Annotated in this window: 16 protein-coding genes and 1 pseudogene; 14 read left to right on the top strand and 3 right to left on the bottom strand. The window is 70.2% G+C overall.

Annotated features, from left to right (window positions below):
* Positions 1-195 precede the first annotated feature (195 nt).
* The gene (locus AB5L52_RS12100) at positions 196-2,187 is read left to right on the top strand and encodes an ATP-dependent DNA helicase (RefSeq protein WP_369363917.1); all 1,992 of its coding nucleotides are present in this window, start codon (positions 196-198) and stop codon (positions 2,185-2,187) included.
* Between the two features lie 163 nt (positions 2,188-2,350).
* Here the strand turns inward: AB5L52_RS12100 and lexA are convergent, their stop codons facing one another.
* Positions 2,351-3,130 (bottom strand): transcriptional repressor LexA, encoded by a 780-nt coding sequence (lexA, locus tag AB5L52_RS12095; protein ID WP_055710152.1) that lies wholly within the window; start codon positions 3,128-3,130, stop codon positions 2,351-2,353.
* 587 nt (positions 3,131-3,717) lie between these two features.
* Between lexA and nrdR the strand changes: the two genes are divergently transcribed.
* The 4 genes from nrdR to AB5L52_RS12075 all read left to right on the top strand — a co-directional run bounded on the left by nrdR (position 3,718) and on the right by AB5L52_RS12075 (position 8,620).
* On the top strand, positions 3,718-4,269 hold the full coding sequence (gene nrdR / locus AB5L52_RS12090) for a transcriptional regulator NrdR (protein WP_369363914.1): 552 nt from the start codon (positions 3,718-3,720) through the stop codon (positions 4,267-4,269).
* 164 nt (positions 4,270-4,433) lie between these two features.
* Complete coding sequence (locus AB5L52_RS12085) at positions 4,434-7,322, top strand: vitamin B12-dependent ribonucleotide reductase (protein ID WP_369363912.1); 2,889 nt, start codon at positions 4,434-4,436, stop codon at positions 7,320-7,322.
* A gap of 208 nt (positions 7,323-7,530) precedes the next feature.
* Positions 7,531-8,073 carry a TetR/AcrR family transcriptional regulator gene (locus AB5L52_RS12080; protein ID WP_369363910.1) on the top strand — a complete coding sequence of 181 codons (543 nt, stop codon included), beginning with the start codon at positions 7,531-7,533 and terminating at the stop codon, positions 8,071-8,073.
* Between the two features lie 49 nt (positions 8,074-8,122).
* A complete protein-coding gene (locus tag AB5L52_RS12075) occupies positions 8,123-8,620 on the top strand; it encodes a DUF6463 family protein (RefSeq protein ID WP_369363908.1) in 498 nt (165 codons plus the stop codon).
* Between the two features lie 85 nt (positions 8,621-8,705).
* On the opposite strand, the gene AB5L52_RS12070 is transcribed toward AB5L52_RS12075, so the two are convergent.
* Entirely contained in the window at positions 8,706-9,233 is a 528-nt protein-coding gene (locus AB5L52_RS12070; protein WP_369363906.1) for a TerD family protein, read from the bottom strand.
* Between the two features lie 154 nt (positions 9,234-9,387).
* Between AB5L52_RS12070 and AB5L52_RS12065 the strand changes: the two genes are divergently transcribed.
* The 7 genes and pseudogenes from AB5L52_RS12065 (at position 9,388) to AB5L52_RS12035 (ending at position 14,501) form a co-directional block, all read left to right on the top strand.
* Positions 9,388-9,993, top strand: coding sequence for a YdbC family protein (locus tag AB5L52_RS12065; protein ID WP_351016146.1), 606 nt, complete (start codon positions 9,388-9,390; stop codon positions 9,991-9,993).
* A 175-nt stretch (positions 9,994-10,168) separates the two neighbouring features.
* Positions 10,169-10,828, top strand: a complete 660-nt coding sequence (locus AB5L52_RS12060) for a histidine phosphatase family protein (RefSeq protein WP_351016143.1) — start codon at positions 10,169-10,171, stop codon at positions 10,826-10,828.
* A 12-nt stretch (positions 10,829-10,840) separates the two neighbouring features.
* Positions 10,841-11,746, top strand: a complete 906-nt coding sequence (locus AB5L52_RS12055) for an ADP-ribosylglycohydrolase family protein (protein ID WP_369363903.1) — start codon at positions 10,841-10,843, stop codon at positions 11,744-11,746.
* Between the two features lie 432 nt (positions 11,747-12,178).
* Positions 12,179-12,430, top strand: coding sequence for a hypothetical protein (locus tag AB5L52_RS12050; RefSeq protein WP_351016137.1), 252 nt, complete (start codon positions 12,179-12,181; stop codon positions 12,428-12,430).
* Positions 12,431-12,586: 156 nt separating this feature from the next.
* Positions 12,587-12,997: pseudogene (locus AB5L52_RS12045) on the top strand (TetR-like C-terminal domain-containing protein); the annotation flags it as partial.
* A gap of 104 nt (positions 12,998-13,101) precedes the next feature.
* On the top strand, positions 13,102-13,803 hold the full coding sequence (locus AB5L52_RS12040; protein ID WP_369363901.1) for a ribonuclease HII: 702 nt from the start codon (positions 13,102-13,104) through the stop codon (positions 13,801-13,803).
* Between the two features lie 68 nt (positions 13,804-13,871).
* The gene (locus AB5L52_RS12035; RefSeq protein WP_351765162.1) at positions 13,872-14,501 is read left to right on the top strand and encodes a hypothetical protein; all 630 of its coding nucleotides are present in this window, start codon (positions 13,872-13,874) and stop codon (positions 14,499-14,501) included.
* A 391-nt stretch (positions 14,502-14,892) separates the two neighbouring features.
* Here AB5L52_RS12035 and AB5L52_RS12030 read toward each other — a convergent pair whose 3' ends face one another.
* Complete coding sequence (locus AB5L52_RS12030; protein ID WP_369363899.1) at positions 14,893-15,513, bottom strand: hypothetical protein; 621 nt, start codon at positions 15,511-15,513, stop codon at positions 14,893-14,895.
* 417 nt (positions 15,514-15,930) lie between these two features.
* On the opposite strand from AB5L52_RS12030, the gene AB5L52_RS12025 reads away from it, so the two are divergent.
* Together AB5L52_RS12025 and AB5L52_RS12020 are read left to right on the top strand one after the other, a co-directional pair.
* On the top strand, positions 15,931-18,090 hold the full coding sequence (locus AB5L52_RS12025; RefSeq protein WP_351765158.1) for a RecQ family ATP-dependent DNA helicase: 2,160 nt from the start codon (positions 15,931-15,933) through the stop codon (positions 18,088-18,090).
* A gap of 155 nt (positions 18,091-18,245) precedes the next feature.
* A complete protein-coding gene (locus AB5L52_RS12020; RefSeq protein ID WP_351016124.1) occupies positions 18,246-19,763 on the top strand; it encodes an MFS transporter in 1,518 nt (505 codons plus the stop codon).
* Positions 19,764-19,798 lie beyond the last annotated feature (35 nt).

Below are 19,798 nucleotides of genomic sequence, written 5' to 3'. Positions count from 1 at the left end.
CGAGCGAGGCCGGCCCCCTGCGCGAGATCGCCCTGTCGCACCCCTCCACGCTCAAGACGCACCTCCATCCGAACCCCGCCCGTACCCCTCCCGCCGCCGCCCACCCCGTCCCACCAGGAGCCCGGTCGTGATCACGCCGCCTCTCCCCGCCTTGACCGCCCGTTTGTCAGTGCCGGGCCGTAGGGTGGTCGGGCTATGACGAAGCCCTCACTCCCCGAACTCCTCCACGCCGCCGTCACCGCTGTCGGCGGCACGGAGCGCCCCGGCCAGGTGACCATGGCCGAAGCGGTCGCCGAGGCGATCGACGGCGGATCCCATCTGCTGGTCCAGGCCGGCACCGGCACCGGAAAGTCGCTCGGCTATCTCGTACCGGCGCTCGCGCACGGGGAACGGGTGGTCGTGGCGACGGCCACCCTCGCGCTGCAGCGCCAGCTCGTGGAGCGCGATCTGCCCCGCACGGTCGACGCCCTGCACCCGCTGCTGCGCCGCCGCCCGGAGTTCGCGATGCTCAAGGGCCGGTCGAACTATCTCTGTCTGCACCGCCTGCACGAGGGCATGCCGCAGGACGAGGAGGACGGACTCTTCGACCAGTTCGAGGCCGCCGCGCCGACGAGCAAGCTGGGGCAGGATCTCCTGCGCCTGCGCGACTGGTCGGACGAGACCGAGACCGGTGACCGGGACGACCTCACACCGGGCGTGTCGGACCGCGCCTGGGCGCAGGTGTCGGTCTCGTCGCGGGAATGCCTTGGCGCGTCGAAGTGCGCCTACGGCGCCGAGTGCTTCGCGGAGATGGCCCGCGAGCGAGCCAAGCTCGCCGAGGTCGTGGTCACGAACCACGCGCTGCTCGCCATCGACGCCATCGAGGGCGCGCCGGTGCTGCCGCAGCACGAGGTGCTGATCGTGGACGAGGCCCATGAACTCGTCTCGCGGGTCACCGGCGTGGCGACCGGCGAACTCACGCCCGGCCAGGTCAACCGCGCGGTGCGCCGCGCCGCCAAGCTGGCGAACGAGAAGGCCGCTGATCAGCTCCAGACCGCCGCCGAGGGCTTCGAGCGGCTGATGGAGCTGGCCCTGCCGGGCCGACTGGAAGAGATCCCGGAAGACCTCGGCTACGCGCTGATGGCACTGCGGGACGCCGCGCGCACGGTCATCTCCGCGATCGGAGCGACGCGCGACAAGTCGGTGCAGGACGAGGACGCGGTCCGCAAGCAGGCGCTGGCCTCGGTGGAGACGGTGCACGACGTGGCCGAGCGGGTCCTGAACGGCTCGGAGTGGGACGTCGTCTGGTACGAGCGGCACGACCGCTTCGGTGCCTCCCTGCGCGTCGCTCCCATGTCGGTCTCGGGTCTGCTCAGGGAGAAGCTCTTCGCGGACCGCTCGGTCGTCCTCACCTCGGCAACCCTCAAGCTGGGCGGTGACTTCAACGGCGTCGGGGCCTCTCTGGGGCTCGGCCCCGAGGGCGTCGAGGGAGAGGACCTGCCGCAGTGGAGGGGCGTCGATGTCGGCTCGCCCTTCGACTACCGCAAGCAGGGCATCCTCTACGTCGCCAAGCATCTCTCGCGCCCCGCGCGGGACGGCGAGCGTTCCGACATGCTCGACGAGCTGAGCGAACTGATCCAGGCGGCAGGGGGCCGCACCCTGGGGCTGTTCTCGTCCATGCGGGCAGCGCAGCTCGCGGCGGAGGAACTGCGCACCAGGATCCCCGAGTTCCCGATCCTGCTCCAGGGCGAGGAGACCCTCGGCGAACTGATCAAAAACTTCGCGGCCGATCCGAAGACCTGTCTCTTCGGCACGCTGTCCCTCTGGCAGGGCGTCGATGTCCCCGGCCCGAGCTGCCAGCTGGTCGTCATGGACAAGATCCCGTTCCCGCGTCCCGACGATCCGTTGATGAGCGCGCGGCAGAAGGCGGTGGAGGACGCCGGCGGCAACGGCTTCATGGCGGTGGCCGCCACGCACGCGGCCCTGCTCATGGCCCAGGGCGCCGGCCGACTCGTCCGTGCGTCGGGGGACCGCGGTGTGGTCGCCGTACTGGACCAGCGGCTGGCCACCGCACGCTACGGCGGCTATCTCAAGACGTCGCTGCCGGACTTCTGGTCCACCACGGACCGTAACCAGGTCCGTAAGTCGCTGGCCGCGATCGACGCGGCGGCGAAGGAGACGGAAGCGCAGCAGGCCGAGGCGGAGTGATCACGGGGCGGCCTGACCAACGCCGGCCAGGCCGCCCCGTGATGCGCAAAGTGCCAGGTCCCCTGGACACAGGGGGGACACAGCAGGACCCCGGAACCGGCGCAGGGGTTCCGGGGCCCGGTCAGGGAGCGAGCAGCCGTACAGGGCCCGCCCGCCGCAGGCGTCACACGCGCCGCAGCACCGCGACGACCTTGCCCAGGATGGTCGCGTCGTCGCCGGGGATCGGTTCGTAGGCCGCGTTGTGCGGAAGGAGCCAGACGTGGCCGTCCTCGCGCTTGAAGCGCTTGACGGTGGCTTCGCCGTCGAGCATGGCTGCCACGATGTCGCCGTTCTCCGCGACGGGCTGACGGCGTACGGTGACCCAGTCGCCGTCGCAGATCGCGGCCTCGATCATGGAGTCGCCGACGACCTTGAGGACGAACAGCTCGCCGTCGCCGACGAGCTGGCGGGGGAGCGGGAAGACGTCCTCGACGGACTCCTCCGCGAGGATCGGGCCACCGGCGGCGATCCGGCCGACCAGCGGGACGTACGACGCGGCGGGCTTGCCGGCGGTGTCCGTGGGCTGCACGGTCACGGCCTGGTCCGAGCCGCGGACCTCGTACGCGCGCGGGCGGTGCGGGTCACGGCGCAGGAAGCCCTTGCGCTCCAGCGCCATCAACTGATGCGCGACCGAGGACGTGCTGGAGAGGCCGACGGCCTGGCCGATCTCGCGCATCGACGGCGGATATCCGCGTCGCTGTACCGAGTCGCGGATGACTTCGATCACGCGACGCTGCCGGTCGGTGAGTCCGGAGCTGTCCGCCCGGATTCCTGGAGGTCGGCCCGGCAGAGAGCGCTTGTGTCCCTCGGGATTCGTGGCTTCGTTCATCACATGTACCGGCTCGACTCGGCCCTGGGAGCGGTCCTGGGCGGTGATGGTGGCACTGTCTGCGGTGGTGGTCACGTCGGCCCCTCTCGATGGTCTCCCTGCTGGACAACGGTAGTTGCTTTCGAAAGGTTGCGCCAAACACACGTTCGAGTGAAAAAGTGCGATTCACCTGACGCGATCATGTGTCTGGGTGTATTGCTAACGCCCCACCTGGCGGGCAAAAGCGCCCATCGTTGTACTCTTCACCGCCGGGGTTGCCGACCTCGTGGGTCGTTACCCAGTCTGCCATCCGGAATCCGCGCATCCGGGCTCCGGGGCCCTTCTGTGCCGGAGTCCCACGCGTCCTCCGTGCGGCGCCCACGGTATCTCCGTAAGTGCCACAGTGGTACGGCTCTGCGCCCGCGTGTCCCCGGCCGGACCGCCCGCGTGGTGGGGTCCGCCCCTCTTCTGCCGCGACACGCGTGACTGCCTGCTGCGACACGCGTGACTGCCTGGGTGTATGAGCCAATCCCCACATCTAGTGGTTGGATGGCTACAGCAGCCCACAAGTTGTGGTCCCCCGGGTCTGAAGCGGCTCCACGATCGCCTATGCTTAGGGCTGCTTCGCGGGGCCCATGGGCCCGGTGAGGTTGTTGAGTCTGCTGTGAGGAGGGTTGGAGATCATGCACTGCCCCTTCTGCAGGCACCCCGACAGCCGCGTGGTCGACAGTCGTACGACCGACGACGGCACGTCCATCCGCAGGCGCCGCCAGTGCCCTGACTGCTCCCGTCGTTTCACGACCGTGGAGACGTGTTCGCTCATGGTGATCAAGCGGTCCGGGGTCACCGAGCCATTCAGCCGTACCAAGGTCATCAACGGTGTGCGCAAGGCATGCCAGGGACGGCCTGTCACCGAGGACGCACTCGCCCAGCTCGGCCAGCGGGTCGAGGAGGCGCTGCGGGCCACCGGAAGCGCCGAGCTGTCCACCCACGACGTGGGGCTGGCCATACTCGGCCCGTTGCAGGAACTCGACCTCGTCGCCTTTCTGCGATTCGCCTCCGTCTACCGGGCGTTCGACTCGCTCGAGGACTTCGAGGCCGCCATCGCGGAGCTGAGGGAGACGGCGCGGGGCCCCGCCGCGGACGACGAAGACGCGGGAGCGGGGAGCCAGGAAGACGAACGCGGGCCCGGCGGGACCACTCAGGTTCCCGTGCCCGCCCACGCCGCCGACTGATCGGCGGGCCGGAAGCCGGGGGGAGGCCCGGATTCCGGCCGGACGGCGGCGACCAAGACCTGTTGCGGGTGGCAGCTGAGGGTGCCCGCAATACACGACAGAACACCGTGCCACGGGAACAAACGGGGCACTTCAGGGCGTTTTTGCCCGTAGAGGGAGGCGGCATGACAGAGACGGCGAGCGGTCCGGCGCGAGGTTCCCGAGCCAAGGGCGCCAAGGCCACCAAGGGGCTGCGTATCGAGCGCATCCACACCACCCCCGGCGTACACCCGTACGACGAGGTCGAGTGGGTGAGCCGTGACGTCGTCATGACCAACTGGCGCGACGGCTCGGTCAACTTCGAGCAGCGTGGCGTCGAGTTCCCCGACTTCTGGTCGGTGAACGCGGTCAACATCGTCACCAGTAAGTACTTCCGCGGTGCCGTCGGCACCCCGCAGCGCGAGACCGGCCTCAAGCAGCTGATCGACCGCATCGTGAAGACGTACCGGAAGGCCGGTGAGGACCACAAGTACTTCGCCTCGCCCGCCGACGCCGAGATCTTCGAGCACGAGCTGGCGTACGCCCTCCTGCACCAGATCTTCAGCTTCAACAGCCCCGTGTGGTTCAACGTGGGCACCGCGCAGCCCCAGCAGGTCTCCGCCTGCTTCATCCTGTCCGTCGACGACTCCATGGAGTCGATCCTCGACTGGTACAAGGAAGAGGGCATGATCTTCAAGGGCGGCTCCGGTGCCGGCCTGAACCTCTCCCGCATCCGCTCCTCCAAGGAGCTGCTCTCCTCCGGCGGCAACGCCTCCGGTCCGGTCTCCTTCATGCGCGGCGCCGACGCCTCCGCCGGCACCATCAAGTCCGGCGGTGCCACCCGCCGCGCCGCCAAGATGGTCGTGCTCGACGTCGACCACCCCGACATCGAGGACTTCATCGAGACCAAGGTCAAGGAGGAGGAGAAGATCCGCGTCCTGCGCGACGCGGGCTTCGACATGGACCTGGGCGGCGACGACATCACCTCCGTCCAGTACCAGAACGCCAACAACTCGGTCCGGGTGAACGACGAGTTCATGAAGGCGGTCGAGGACGGCGGCAACTTCGGCCTGCGTGCCCGGATGACCGGTGAGGTCCTCGAAGAGGTCGACGCCAAGGCGCTCTTCCGCAAGATTGCCGAGGCCGCCTGGGCCTGCGCCGACCCGGGCATCCAGTACGACGACACCATCAACACCTGGCACACCTGCCCCGAGTCCGGCCGGATCACCGCGTCGAACCCGTGCAGCGAGTACATGCACCTGGACAACACGTCCTGCAACCTGGCCTCGCTGAACCTGATGAAGTTCCTCAAGGACGACGGCAAGGGCAACCAGTCCTTCGAGACCGAGCGCTTCCAGAAGGTCGTCGAGCTGGTCATCACCGCGATGGACATCTCGATCTGCTTCGCGGACTTCCCGACCCAGAAGATCGGCGAGAACACGCGCGCGTTCCGCCAGCTCGGCATCGGCTACGCCAACCTCGGCGCCCTGCTGATGGCCACCGGCCACGCCTACGACTCCGACGGCGGCCGCGCTCTCGCCGGCGCCATCACCTCCCTGATGACGGGTACGGCCTACCGCCGCTCCGCCGAGCTGGCCTCGGTCGTCGGCACGTACGACGGCTACGCCCGCAACGCCGACGCCCACAACCGCGTCATGAAGCAGCACGCCGACGCCAACGGCAAGGCCGTCCGCATGGACGACCTGGACACCCCCGTGTGGGCCGCCGCCACGGAGGCGTGGCAGGACGTGGTGTGTCTTGGTGAGAAGAACGGTTTCCGTAACTCCCAGGCGTCCGTCCTCGCCCCGACCGGCACCATCGGTCTCGCGATGTCCTGCGACACCACCGGTGTCGAGCCCGACCTGGCGCTCGTGAAGTTCAAGAAGCTGGTCGGCGGCGGCTCGATGCAGATCGTCAACGGCACCGTCCCGCAGGCCCTGCGTCGCCTGGGCTACCAGGAGGAGCAGATCGAGGCGATCGTCGCCCACATCGCCGAGCACGGCAATGTGATCGACGCCCCCGGCCTGAAGCACGGGCACTACGAGGTGTTCGACTGCGCCATGGGCGAGCGCGCCATCTCCCCGATGGGCCACGTCCGCATGATGGCCGCGATCCAGCCGTGGATCTCCGGCGCCATCTCCAAGACGGTCAACATGCCGGAGACGGCGACCGTCGAGGAGGTCGAGGAGATCTACTTCGAGGCCTGGAAGCTGGGCGTCAAGGCGCTCGCGATCTACCGCGACAACTGCAAGGTCGGCCAGCCGCTCTCCGCCAAGAAGAAGGAGGACGAGAAGGCCGAGATCGCCGTGAAGGCCGAGGACACGATCCGTGCCGCGGTCGAGAAGGTGGTCGAGTACCGCCCGGTCCGCAAGCGGCTCCCCAAGGGCCGCCCGGGGATCACCACGTCCTTCACCGTCGGCGGCGCCGAGGGCTACATGACGGCCAACTCCTACCCGGACGACGGTCTCGGCGAGGTCTTCCTGAAGATGTCCAAGCAGGGCTCGACCCTCGCGGGCATGATGGACGCCTTCTCCATCGCGGTCTCCGTCGGCCTCCAGTACGGCGTGCCGCTGGAGACGTACGTCTCGAAGTTCACCAACATGCGCTTCGAGCCGGCCGGTATGACGGACGACCCGGACGTGCGGATGGCCCAGTCGATCGTCGACTACATCTTCCGCCGCCTGGCGCTGGACTTCCTGCCCTTCGAGACCCGCTCCGCGCTCGGCATCCACTCCGCCCAGGAGCGCCAGCGGCACCTGGAGACCGGTTCCTACGAGCCGGCCGACGACGAGGTCGACGTCGAGGGCCTGGCCCAGTCGGCGCCGCGCGCCCAGGAGCTCAAGGCGGTCGCCGCGCCGAAGTCCGAGGTGGCCGTGCCCGCCCCGAAGCAGGCCCACACCAGCGCCGAGCTGGTGGAGATGCAGCTGGGCATCCAGGCCGACGCCCCGCTGTGCTTCTCCTGCGGTACGAAGATGCAGCGGGCCGGTTCCTGCTACATCTGCGAGGGCTGCGGCTCGACCAGCGGCTGCAGCTGACGGTGGGCCAAGCTGCATCTGATGCAGCGTTCGGCCGGCCGGCCGAAACCCCGTAGTGCCTGGTAGCGAGGGGGATCCGGATACCTTCCGGATCCCCCTCGCTGTCGTTTGCCCACCGTGGCCTTCCCGTCAACACAGCTGAAATGAGGGCGACTTCTGTTAGCCTGCTCCATACCAAACCTTTTGGTATGGAGAGGAGGGGGGCGGAGTGAGCGCGGAGAGATCGGCGTGGCTGGACGAGGGCCTGACGCTGCTGGCGGAGCAAGGTGCCCCGGCGGTGACGCTGGAGCGACTGTGCGCGCGCATGGGCATGTCGAAGGGCGCCTTCTACCACCACTTCGGATCGATGCCGAAGTACCGGACCCGATTGCTCGACCACTTCGAGGCCAAGTGCACCACGGCGATCATCGACAGGGTGGAGGCACCCGGCACGCTGCCGGCCCGGGAGCGGCTGGACCGGCTCATCGCGGAAGTGACCAAGGACGCCAGTCCCTCGCTGGAGGTCGCCCTGCGGGCCTGGGCGAAACAGGATCCGGAGGCGGCGCGGGTGCAGGAACGTGTCGACGCGACCCGCATCGGATATCTGCGGCAGCTGTGCGAACAGGCCGGTCATGGCAGACCGGACCAGATGGCCAAGATGCTCTATCTGATGTTGATCGGGGCGGAGCACCTCATGCCCCCGCTCCCGAAATCAGAACTGCGCGGCATGTACGAGCTGCTGATGCCGCTCCTGGACCGGCCGGCCTCCTGACTCCTCAGGCGACCGAGGGCGGCCCCTCATCCGGAAGGAACACAGCGTCATGAATGCCTACGCACGCCCGGAATCCGGTAAGTCCAACGCCAGAGGTCTCCGTCTGCTGGTGCCCCGTCTGATGCTCGCTGTCGCTGTGGCGCACATGATGGTGGGCCTCGTCTCCGCGTACGGGCACTGGAGCGGGATCGTCTCGGACGGGCTGTGGAACACGGTCCGCAACGACGACGATGCCCGCATGACGGCCCTGTGGTTCATGATCAGCGGGATTGCCTTCTTCGGCCTCGGGCTCCTTGCCAGGAGGTCCGTGATCGTCACGGGCACGATGCCCGCGGAGACCGGATGGATCCTGCTGGCAGCCGGAATCCCGGTGTCGGTGCTGGAACCGGTCTCGGGCGGCTGGTCGCTGATCGTCATCGGTGCACTGGCCGTTGTGATGTCACGGCGTGACCGTTTCACGACAGGCTTCGACCGGTCGGCCGCTCAGCGAGGGGCAGAGACAGTCGCGTCGGGTGCGGCCCCGGGGAATACCGCACCCTCCGAATAGGTGCTCTGGCCGTGCACGTACGCGGTTGCCGCAGTGCGGTAAGGGGCGTCACTCCAGGGTCGGCGCCCCTTACTTCTGCCCACCTCTACTGGGCCCTGCCCATGACCCGGGTGAAGGCCGCCGGGTCCTCCTCGAAGCCGTGCACGCCGGGGCGGAAGATCCACTCCCCGGAGCCGTCACGCACGAACTCGGCGATCGTGGCCGCCGTCGCGCCGGGCACCGAGCCGAAGTCGTCCTCGGCGAGCACGGTGTAGCCCTCCCGGACGCGCATGGCCGGATTCAGCACGTGGCCGAACGTCTTGTGTCCGGGCCGCTGTTGGATGACGACACCGACCACCACGCGTGCGTACCGGCCGTCGAGCCGGTCCAGCTCCAGCGTCATGACCTCGTCCCAGCCGAAGCCCCTGCCGTCCGTGCTGTCCCGGTTGAGGAAGATCGTGCCGTCCGGTGAGCGGCTGTCGAAGTGCACCAGATAGGCCGGCGCGCCGTATGCGTCGCCCGAGACGAACGTCGCGGCGATGATGTCGAGATCGGTGGGCGGCTGACCCACCGGACTGGGGTCCCACTTGAGTCCGACCTCGGCCTTGCGGATTCCCTTGCTGAACCCGGTCAACAGGCTTCCCCTTCCCCCTGGTGGTTGCCTTGTCCCCCAACTCCGCTGACGTCGGGGTTCCTTGTCCATCGTGCCACGCGTGCGGGGGCGCGTGCGCGGGTGATCTCCGCCGGAGCGTGACCGACGCCACGCCCGCTGGCCTTACGATGGCGCGGTGCTGGTCAAGTGGATTCGCTGCACCGTGGTGGACCGCCGCGGCTTCGAGCGGGGGCAGCGAAAATGGGCGGGGCTTCTGGGGGAGCCGGGTTTTCGGGGGCAGGGTGGCGGCTGGAGCCGGCAGCGGTCGGGCGTGGTGCACATCTTCGCCTTCTGGGAGAGCCGCGCCTTCTACGACTCCTTCATGGCCCGCTCGCACGACCGCCTGGCCTCCGCCCAGTCCGGCACGTTCAAGGACGCGCAGGTCAAGCTGTTCGAGTACCGCTTCGATGTGAAGACGGGCTTCGAACCGCGGTTCACCGACGCCGATCTGATCCGCGTGGCCCTGTGCCGGATCCACGAGGAGCGCGTCGAGCACTTCACACTCATGCAGGAGAAGGTGTGGAACCCCGCGATGGCGGGTTCGCCCGGCATGATCCGCGGCATGTTCGGTGAGGCGCCCGAGCAGGAGTTCCTGATCCTGTCGATGTGGCGGTCGGCGGCCGAGCACGGCAAGTACCGCACCGAGCGCGTGGAACGCCTCGCGCTGCGCGCCCAGACCGAGGCCGACGTGGCGGCGCTCTCCGGTGACATCGTGGACCTGGAGTCGTCCTGGACGGTCTGAGCCCGCACCCGCGAGTTTGAATATCAAACTCGCACGTAAGGCGCCGCTGTCAAACTCGCACGTAAGGTGTCACACGGGGGTCGGGAGCGCCTCGGGACGCGGGATTCGTGTGACCTATGCCGTATGGGGCCCGTACGAGTCCTCGACTCCCCCTCGTACGATCTAGGGTTTTGGCATGGCACGACCACGGCGCATCGTCCTTGTCCGGCACGGCGAGTCCACGGGCAACGTCGACGACTCCGTGTACGAGCGCGAGCCCGACCACGCTCTCGCGCTGACCGAGCGCGGCTGGAGACAGGCCGCGGAGACCGGCAAGGAGCTCCGGGAACTCTTCGGCCGGGAACGCGTGAGCGTGTACGTCTCCCCGTACCGGCGGACGCACGAGACGCTCCGCGCCTTCCATCTCGCCCCGGATCTCATACGCGTCCGGGAGGAGCCCCGCCTTCGCGAACAGGACTGGGGCAACTGGCAGGACCGCGACGACGTCCGCCTGCAGAAGGCCTACCGCGACGCGTACGGCCACTTCTTCTTCCGGTTCCCGCAGGGCGAGTCCGGAGCCGATGTGTACGACCGGGTCGGCGGCTTCCTGGAGAGCCTGTACCGCAGCTTCGAGGCACCGGACCATCCACCGAACGTCCTGCTGGTGACACATGGACTCGCGATGCGGCTGTTCTGCATGCGCTGGTTCCACTGGACGGTCGCGGAATTCGAGTCGCTGTCGAACCCCGGGAACGCCGAGGTGCGGATGCTCGTTCTCGGGGAGGACGGCAAGTACACGCTCGACCGGCCCTTCGAGCGCTGGCGAGAGCCGATGCCCTACTGGGCGAACGGATAGAGTGGCAGAGCGATGACCGCTGACTCCTCTTCCGCCGGGCGCCTGGAGCGCGCCCTGGCGAGCCTGCGCGGACTGGCCGTGGGGGACGCCCTGGGCTCCCAGTTCTTCGTTCCGGCGAACTACCCCCTGCTGAAGCGACGCGAGCTGCCCGCGGGGCCCTGGCAGTGGACGGACGACACCGAGATGGCCGGCTCCGTCGTCGCCGTCCTCGCCGCCCACCACCGCATCGACCAGGACGCACTGGCCCGTTCCTTCGCCGAGCACCACGACTTCGACCGGGGATACGGCCCCGCCGTCAACCGCCTGCTGAGACTCGTCCGGGAGGGTGAGGACTGGCGCGAGCTGGCCGCCGGGCTGTTCAACGGCCGGGGGTCCTGGGGCAACGGAGCGGCGATGCGGATCGCGCCCCTGGGCGCCTGGTACGCGGACGACCCGGAGCAGGCGATCCACCAGGCGGAGATCTCGGCCTACCCCACCCATCAGCACCGTGAGGCCGTCGTCGGCAGCATGGCCGTGGCCGCCGCGGCGGCGCTGGCCGGCTCCCCGGACGGCCCGCCCGGCCCCGAGGCACTCCTCGACGGCGTCATCGCCCTGGTGCCCAAGAGTGCGGTCGGCCAGGGACTCCGGCGCGCCCGGGACATGCTCGACTACGGCGACGCGGGCACCGTCGCGGCGGTGCTGGGCTGCGGCCGGCGTACGACCGCCCACGACACCGTCCCCTTCGCTCTCTGGTCCGCCGCACGCAGCCTCGGTGACTACGAGACGGCGTTCTGGACGACGGCCGGCGTGGGCGGCGACATGGACACGACCTGCGCGATCGTGGGCGGCGTGCTCGCCTCCGGCAAGGCGGGAGCCCCGCCCGCCGAGTGGACACAACGCACCGAGGCGCTGCCGGAGTGGGTACCGACGAGGGTCTGACGGGTCCGGGTCCGGGTCGGCGGGGCCGAGGCGAGCCTTCGGGCCGCGCTTTCTGCCGAGCAGGAGGATTACGTCCTTTCGGGCTCAAACTTCCCTCCGTCCGGGCCCACGCTTTCCTCCGTCCGGCCCCATATTCGCTGCGTCGGCTAAGAAACTCTCCGTGCCCGCTGGGAACTCTCCGTGATCGCCGCCCGTTCTTCCGGTGGCAGGCGTAGTGCTGGTTCTGGCTGTGGTGATTCTGATGCTCGGGCCCGCTGGGCTCATTGCTCCGGCGAGCCGACGGCAAGGGATTTTCGGCAGCCGCTTCTTCGTCCCGTCCTGGGCGGCCGAGCCGAGCACGGTCGTCAGGGTCTGATCCGACCGCGGGGGGTGTCTCACCCTCTCGGATGCGCTCGGCGCGACACCGGCCACGAGGCTGTGCATGGTGATTTCATGATCACAGCACCTGAGCCCAAGAAGACCGTTTTCCGGATTCCGCGAGTATTCGCGGTGAGCGCCGCCGTGGGCATCGCTTGTGCGGCGGGCGTGGCGACTGCCACGTCCGCCGTGGCCGTGACGCCCCCCGCACACGTCGCCACAAAGGCCGCCCCGGCCTTGGGTCACGGCGGCGGAGGCGAGGGCGACAACAACAGCAACAACAAGTGCGCCAACGGTCTCCTCGACCTGCTCAACTTCTGCAACTGACCGACAACCGGCGGTAGTTCCTGCCGGCCAACCACACAACTGCATAGGCAAGAAGTCCACCCATCTATCCACCCACCTCCAGGGCGGTCAGGAACAGGGGCAGGTTCCCTCTTCCTGACCGCCCTGCCGACCGCAACCGAAGGTTTGCGCCCGCTGCTCCGGCCGGGGGCAGGATTGCCGCGGGTCGAGTCCGCCCCGGACCTCGGCAGTGTGCGCGAGGAGTTCCTCGCCCTGTGCCGGCGGGTGCGCCGGATCAGGTACTCGCCGCCCGGCGTGGCCCTGCGCTCGGTGATTCACGAGTGCGATGAAGCCCAGGCGGAGCGCTTCCGGGAGGTGATCGTCGGAGACGTGGTGGAGCCGACCGTCGAGCTTCTCGGTGAGGTTCTCGTCCGTGGAATGGAGCGGGGCGAGGTTCGTCCGGATGCCGTCAACGGCCATGTCCTGGATGCCGTCCCGGCCATGACGATGTACCGCTCGAAGATGTGCGCCAGCGAATGGAACGACCAGGAGCTCAAGGGGATGATCGACCAGCTGATGCTCCCGCTGCTCCGGCGTCAAGGAGTCTGACGCTCCCGCCGTAAGGAGTCCGATCCCGGCCGGCGGTGATCTGCGCGGCGCTCCGGCGACCGGGGTGTCGGGTCACGATCGCGGCGGCGTAGGCTGAGGGCGCCATGCCGTACGAACCGCCTACTCACACTGTCGAGCGCTCCCTGCGCGCCACGACCGGAGCGAAGGTCATCGCCGGTGTCGACGAGGTGGGGCGCGGCGCCTGGGCCGGACCCGTCACCGTCTGCGCCGCCGTCACCGGACTCCGCCGTCCCCCCGTGGGGCTGACCGACTCCAAGTTGCTGACGATCAAGCGGCGTACGGAACTGTCCGAGGTCCTGCGGGCATGGGTGACGGCCTACGCGCTGGGGCATGCTTCCCCCGAGGAGATCGACGACCTGGGGATGACGGCGGCACTGCGGCTCGCCGCAGTCCGTGCGCTGGACGCCCTGCCGGTCCGCCCCGACGCCGTGATCCTCGACGGGAAGCACGACTACCTCGGCGCCCCCTGGAGGGTCCGCACGGTGATCAAGGGCGATCGCTCGTGTGTGGCCGTGGCCGCCGCGTCGGTGATAGCCAAGGTTCAGCGCGACAAAATGATGGCCGAACTGGGTGTCGACCATGCAGACTTCGGGTTTGCGGACAACGCCGGGTATCCGTCGCCCGTGCACAAGGCCGCACTGGCGGAGTGGGGGCCCACCCCGCACCACCGCTTGTCGTGGGCGTATCTTGATGCGTTGCCTCAGTGGCGGCACCTCAAGAAGGTCCGCAGCTGGGCGGACGGAAGCGTTCCGGAGATCGAGGGCCAGCTCGGCTTCGATTTCTGACGGTTCCGCTCGCACTGATGTGCCACCCGGTCACCCGCGCCGCACCAATGTTTGATAAATATCAGCTCATGCCTCTCATTCCCGAGGAGCCTCAGATTCACGAGAGTGCCCAGGGTCCCCGCGTCACTCCGGCCAGCGGCCGTACCGCGCCGACCCCCCGTCCCGTACCCGGCCCCCGCCCCGCGGCGTCCCGCCCCGGTCGTCCCGGCCCTCAGCGGCCGGCACCGCCGGTGCAGCGCACCCCGCGTGACGTGGCTCCGGCCCAGCCGAGTCCTTCGGGCCCGGCCGCTCCCGCCGCCCCGGCGGCGACCCCGCAGATCCAGCTGATCCCGGCCTCGGCCGGTGGTGCGCTCGACGCCGCCGACGAGGCGGTGGACCTGCTCCTGGACTCGGGCCGTGCCCCGGGCGACGTGCTCGTGATCACCACTGGTGCCCTGCATCCGTGGGCGGAGCACGAGCTGTCCTTCGGTGAAGCCTCCTACTGGGCGCAGCACGACGCCGGTGACGACGTCTTCTACACGGACGCCGCCGTCGCCTCCCGTGCCGCGTCCCGCCCCGTGGTCGTCGTGGCCGTCAACGGAGGCCCCGCCTCCGCTGCCGCCTCGGCTCTGCCGCTGGCCCACGCCCGGGCCGGTGCCCTGCTGATCGTCTGCGGCGATCCGCAGCAGATCAACGCGGTGCTGGGCGCCGGGGTCTGAGCCGCGTCCGGCGCCTCGGGGCACCGGGGTGACGTAGCTGCCGCTCCGGCGGCATCCGCACGGCGCGCCCTTTGGCATGCCCGGACGACCGACGGTCGTTCCGCCAAGGGGAGCGGCTCCACGGCCGCACGCCGGCGCCAGGACGCCGACTGCACAGCAGCCGTCGTCGGGCGCAAGCCGGACCGGACACCGGCTTCGGGCTCGGCCTTCCGGTTCGGCTCGGACTTCCGGCTCAGCCTCGGCCTTCCGGTTCGGCTCGGCGCAGGCCCGCACGGCGTCCCGGTGGTCGAGGGGCGGACGTACGCCGGACCGACGTGCCGATCTCGGTCGGTCGTGCCGGTGACGCGGGCGCCCCGTGACGGCCGAGGGCCTGCGGCTGCCGCCGCCGGCGTCAGCGGGCCGCCGCGCGGCGGAGGACCTCGGAGACGGGGCCGCCGGTGCGTGGGGTGAGGGGCGGGGCCTCCGACAGGGCGAAGGGCTCCGGCGTGGAGTCGGCGTTGGGGTGGCGGCCGCTGCGGCCCTCGCCCAGCACATGCCAGCCGTCATGGGTCAGCGTGATGTACGCCCCGCACCGCAGCCCGTGCAACGTGCAGGCGTCACGCAGGCCCCACATCCAGGCACCGTCCTCCTCCGTCCAACGCGCGTCGCCCTCACGGCAGTAGACGAGAATGGCCGTGCGCACCGGGGTACGGCGGCGTAGGTCGTGCGGGATGATCCGGCGCAGCTGCGCGAGCAGGGCGTTGCGGAACATCCAGCCGTCGGCCGGGTCGACGTGGCGGGTGAACGACGCGCTGGCGCACAGCCGCTCCTCGGGATCGAGTACGGCCACGATGGCCGTCGAGATGCTCGGCCGATGGCGGGTGTGCAGTCCGCCGACGACCTCACGGGGGTTGCGCAGCAGGGGGATTCCGGCGGCGGCCCATTCGGCCGGTTCGAGCAGGCGACTGGCGGAAGCGGCGGACGCGGACGTCGACAACGAGGCCGCCGAGGCCGAGGCGAATCCGAAGGTCACGTTCCTCCCTTCGGCTACGCGCCCACACAGCGGGCGGGGTCGGATTGAGGGACCGCGCACCACAGCAGAGCCCAGCCGGATCACGGACGAGCCGTGCGGGGAGCGGACCTCAATTCTTCCTGTCGAACTTGGATGCGGCAACGCGCAATTGGGGCCACCGGCGGTTATCTGGCGGTGCGTGGCTTATATTCCTACCCAAAGGTGAGCCCCACGACGCCTGAGGTGACGGCTCGTGCCCCGTACGGCTGCCGGGACCGGGGGCGCGGTCGACCCTGAATGGCCTGGACAGCTCGGGCGGGACCTCGTCGTGGGGTTTCCTCGGCCGATGCCGGGCGGACGCACCGGTCGTGCGTCGATCCACGCCGCTCACGCTGAGTGAATTGGCCGAGGGTCCGCGCCATCGGGTTGCATGGGGGCATGGACACCCTGGAGCTGCGCGCCGAAGCCGATGCCGTCCTTGCCGAGCTCGTCGGTGCCCCGGAGGGCTCGGCGCGGTTGCGGGAGGACCAGTGGCGAGCGGTGGCGGCCCTGGTCGAGGAGCGTCGGCGGGCGCTGGTGGTGCAGCGCACCGGCTGGGGCAAGTCGGCGGTGTACTTCGTCGCCACCGCGCTGCTGCGGCGGCGTGGCGCGGGCCCGACGGTGATCGTCTCGCCGCTGCTGGCGCTGATGCGCAACCAGGTCGAGTCGGCGGCACGGGCCGGTATCCGGGCGCGGACGATCAACTCGGCCAATCCGGAGGAGTGGGACGCGATCCACGAGGAGGTCGAGCGCGGCGAGACCGACGTGCTCCTCGTCAGCCCGGAGCGCCTCAATTCCGTGGACTTCCGCGAGCAGACGCTGCCCAGGCTGGCCGCCACGACCGGTCTGCTGGTGGTGGACGAGGCGCACTGCATCTCCGACTGGGGCCATGACTTCCGCCCCGACTACCGCAGGCTGCGCGCGATGCTGGCCGAGCTGGCCCCCGGCGTGCCGGTGCTGGCCACCACCGCGACCGCCAACGCGCGCGTGACCGCGGATGTGGCCGAACAGCTGGGTACGGGCGCCGGCGAGGCCCTGGTGCTGCGCGGCCCGCTGGACCGCGAGAGCCTGCGCCTCGGGGTGGTCCAACTGCCGGACGCCGCGCACCGCCTGGCCTGGCTCGCCGAGCACCTCGACGAGCTGCCGGGCTCCGGGATCGTCTACACGCTGACGGTGGCCGCCGCCGAGGAGGCCACCGCCTATCTGCGGCAGCGCGGCTTCGAGGTGGCGTCCTACACCGGCCGCACGGAGCACGCCGACCGGCTGCAGGCCGAGGCCGACCTGCTGGAGAACCGGGTCAAGGCGCTGGTCGCGACGTCCGCGCTGGGCATGGGCTTCGACAAGCCGGACCTGGGCTTCGTCGTCCACCTCGGCTCGCCGTCCTCGCCGATCGCCTACTACCAGCAGGTGGGCCGTGCGGGCCGCGGGGTGGAGCACGCCGACGTACTGATGCTGCCGGGCAAGGAGGACGAGGCGATCTGGCGCTACTTCGCCGACACCGCGTTCCCGCCCGAGGCGCAGGTCCGCCAGACCCTCGCGGCACTCGCCGGCGCGGGACGACCGCTGTCCGTGCCGGCCCTGGAGGCGGCGGTGGACCTGCGGCGTACCCGGCTGGAGACGATGCTGAAGGTCCTCGACGTGGACGGGGCGGTCAAGCGGGTGAAGGGCGGCTGGGAGAGCACCGGGCAGCCCTGGGTGTACGACACGGAGCGGTACGCCTGGGTGGCGCGGCAGCGGGCGGCCGAGCAGCAGGCCATGCGCGAGTACGTGCACACGTCCCGGTGCCGGATGGAGTTCCTGCGCCGGCAGCTGGACGACGAGGGGGCCGCCCCCTGCGGCCGGTGCGACAACTGCGCCGGCTCGTGGATCGGGTCCGCCGTGTCGGCCGAGGCGCTGAAGGGGGCCACGAAGGAACTGGACCGGCCGGGCGTGGAGGTCGAGCCGCGCCGGATGTGGCCGACGGGGATGCCCGCTCTGGGCATCGAGCTCAAGGGCCGTATCCCGGCGGGGGAGCAGTGCTCCACCGGGCGCGCCCTGGGCCGGCTCTCGGACATCGGCTGGGGCAACCGGCTGCGCCCGCTGCTGGCGGAGAACGCACCCGACGGCCCGGTCCCCGACGACGTCCTGCAGGCCGCGGTGGCCGTCCTCGCCGACTGGGCGCGCTCTGCGGGCGGCTGGGCGCCGAACGTCCCGGACGCCTCGGCCCGGCCGGTCGGAATCGTCTCGGTACCGTCCCTGACCCGCCCGCAGCTGGTCGGTTCCCTCGCCCAGGGCATCGCGGCCGTCGGCCGCCTTCCCTACCTGGGCGGCCTGACGTACACCGGGCCGAACGGGGCGCACGCGGCTCGCCGCAGCAACTCCGCGCAGCGCCTCAGGGCGCTGTCGGGCGCCTTCACCGTGCCGGAGGACCTGGCCGCGGCTCTGGCCGGCTCTCCCGGCCCCGTCCTGCTCGTGGACGACTGCACCGAGTCCGGCTGGACCCTCGCGGTCGCGGCCCGCCTGCTCCGCCGGGCCGGCAGCGGGCCCGTCCTCCCGCTGGTCCTCGCCGCGGCGGGCTGACCACCGGCCCCTCCGCCCGCGACTTTTCACGGCCGTACGGCGCCCGCGCCCACCCCTGTCCTCAAGTTCCCGTGCCCATCCATGTCACGGTTCCGTCCCCGGCTGCGTCGGTCCTGGTGAAGCTCCTCACACGACTACGAACGAGAGGCCACGGGATGGGCACGGACGCACCAAAAGCGCGGCAGCGAAACCCCTGGCTGGTACTGGCGGTACTCTGCGCGAGCTTCTTCATGACGCTGCTGGACACCACGATCGTCACCATCGCCATCCCCGACATGGCGAAGGGGCTGCACGCGTCGCTGGACGACATCCTCTGGTTCGCCAACGCCTACATGCTGGTCTTCGCGACGCTGCTGCTGCTCTCCGGACGGCTCGGCGACCGGTTCGGGCCGCAGCGGGCCTTCGCCGCAGGACTCGCGGTCTTCACCGCAGCCTCCGCGGTGTGCGGCCTCGTGGACACCCCGGGGCAGATGATCGCGGCCCGGGCGGTCCAGGGGCTCGGCGCCGCCGTGATGATGCCGCAGACCCTGGCCCTGATCAGCGCCGTCTTCCCGGCGGAGCGCCGCGGCGCGGCCTTCGGCGTGTGGTCGGCGGTCGCGGGCCTCGCCACGGTCGCCGGTCCCGCGGTCGGCGGTGCGGTGGTCTCCGGCCTGGACTGGCGCTGGATCTTCTTCATCAACCTCCCGATCGGCGTGGTGGCCCTGTTGGGTGCGCTGGTCGTGGTGCCCGACGTGCGCACCGGGCAGCGGTCCTCGCTGGACCTGCCGGGCGCCGTCCTGTCCACGGCGGGCCTCAGCCTGATCGTGTACGGGCTGATCGAGGGGGAGCGCTACGACTGGGGCACCATCACGTCCTTCCTCAGCATCCCGCTGGTCCTCGCGCTCGGCGCGGTGCTCCTCGGGGTCTTCGCCCTGCATCAGCGCTCCCGTCAGGACAGCCGTCCGCTGGTGCCGTTCGAACTGTTCCGCAGCCGCGGGTTCACCGTCTCGGCCATGCTCGGCGCGATGCTGCTGTTCGGTTCCATCGGCGTGCTGCTGCCGCTCACCCTCTATCTCCAGTCCGTACTCGGGCTCTCCGCGGGCAAGGCCGGTCTCGCCCTCGTACCGGGACCGCTGGTGTCCTTGTTCGTGGCGCCCGTGGCCGGCAACGCGGTCGGCAAGCTGGGCGGCCGGAAGATCCTCGTCCCCGGCCTGCTGATCTTCGGCGCCGGTATCGCCCTCACGGCGGTCATGGCCAAGGCGGACTCCAGCGTGTGGGCCGTCATCCCCGGCCAGATCGTCTTCGGCGTCGGCATGGGCCTGGTGTTCGCACCGACCAGCACCCTCGCGATGCAGGAGATCCCGCCGCGCCTGACCGGTGTCGCCTCCGGCATGTTCACCACGTTCCGGCAGATCGGCGCCGTCGTCGGGGCGGCTGCGGTCGGCGCCCTGCTGCAGAACCGGCTCGCCGCCGAGGGCGTCCCGGCGGCGGTACGGCAGCAGGCCGGGCGGCTCGCGGACGCGGCGTACGCCGGCGGACTCACCAACGCGGTGCACTATGGCCTGTTCCTGACGGTCGCGGTGGCGGTTGTCGCCTCCGCCCTCGCCCTGCTCATGCCGCCGGCCCCCGGACCGCGGCCGGAAGCCGCCACGGAGCCGCGCGCGGAGGCGGACGCCGCCCAGGCCCTGGACTAGCCGAATCCCCGAATCTCCATTTCCGAATCCTTGAA

It is taken from the genome of Streptomyces sp. CG4 (genome assembly GCF_041080655.1).
Classification (GTDB): Bacteria; Actinomycetota; Actinomycetes; order Streptomycetales; family Streptomycetaceae; genus Streptomyces.
This window is presented reverse-complemented; position numbering and strand designations above follow the sequence as displayed.

What these genes read in the sequence shown, in the direction of transcription:
- AB5L52_RS12020 (WP_351016124.1), top strand. Translation starts at nt 18,246, where the DNA reads ATGGGCACGGACGCACCAAAAGCGCGGCAGCGAAACCCCTGGCTGGTA.
- AB5L52_RS12075 (WP_369363908.1), top strand. Translation starts at nt 8,123, where the DNA reads ATGAATGCCTACGCACGCCCGGAATCCGGTAAGTCCAACGCCAGAGGT.
- AB5L52_RS12050 (WP_351016137.1), top strand. Translation starts at nt 12,179, where the DNA reads ATGATCACAGCACCTGAGCCCAAGAAGACCGTTTTCCGGATTCCGCGA.
- AB5L52_RS12060 (WP_351016143.1), top strand. Translation starts at nt 10,169, where the DNA reads ATGGCACGACCACGGCGCATCGTCCTTGTCCGGCACGGCGAGTCCACG.
- AB5L52_RS12100 (WP_369363917.1), top strand. Translation starts at nt 196, where the DNA reads ATGACGAAGCCCTCACTCCCCGAACTCCTCCACGCCGCCGTCACCGCT.
- nrdR (WP_369363914.1), top strand. Translation starts at nt 3,718, where the DNA reads ATGCACTGCCCCTTCTGCAGGCACCCCGACAGCCGCGTGGTCGACAGT.
- AB5L52_RS12025 (WP_351765158.1), top strand. Translation starts at nt 15,931, where the DNA reads ATGGACACCCTGGAGCTGCGCGCCGAAGCCGATGCCGTCCTTGCCGAG.
- AB5L52_RS12085 (WP_369363912.1), top strand. Translation starts at nt 4,434, where the DNA reads ATGACAGAGACGGCGAGCGGTCCGGCGCGAGGTTCCCGAGCCAAGGGC.
- AB5L52_RS12035 (WP_351765162.1), top strand. Translation starts at nt 13,872, where the DNA reads ATGCCTCTCATTCCCGAGGAGCCTCAGATTCACGAGAGTGCCCAGGGT.
- AB5L52_RS12040 (WP_369363901.1), top strand. Translation starts at nt 13,102, where the DNA reads ATGCCGTACGAACCGCCTACTCACACTGTCGAGCGCTCCCTGCGCGCC.
- AB5L52_RS12055 (WP_369363903.1), top strand. Translation starts at nt 10,841, where the DNA reads ATGACCGCTGACTCCTCTTCCGCCGGGCGCCTGGAGCGCGCCCTGGCG.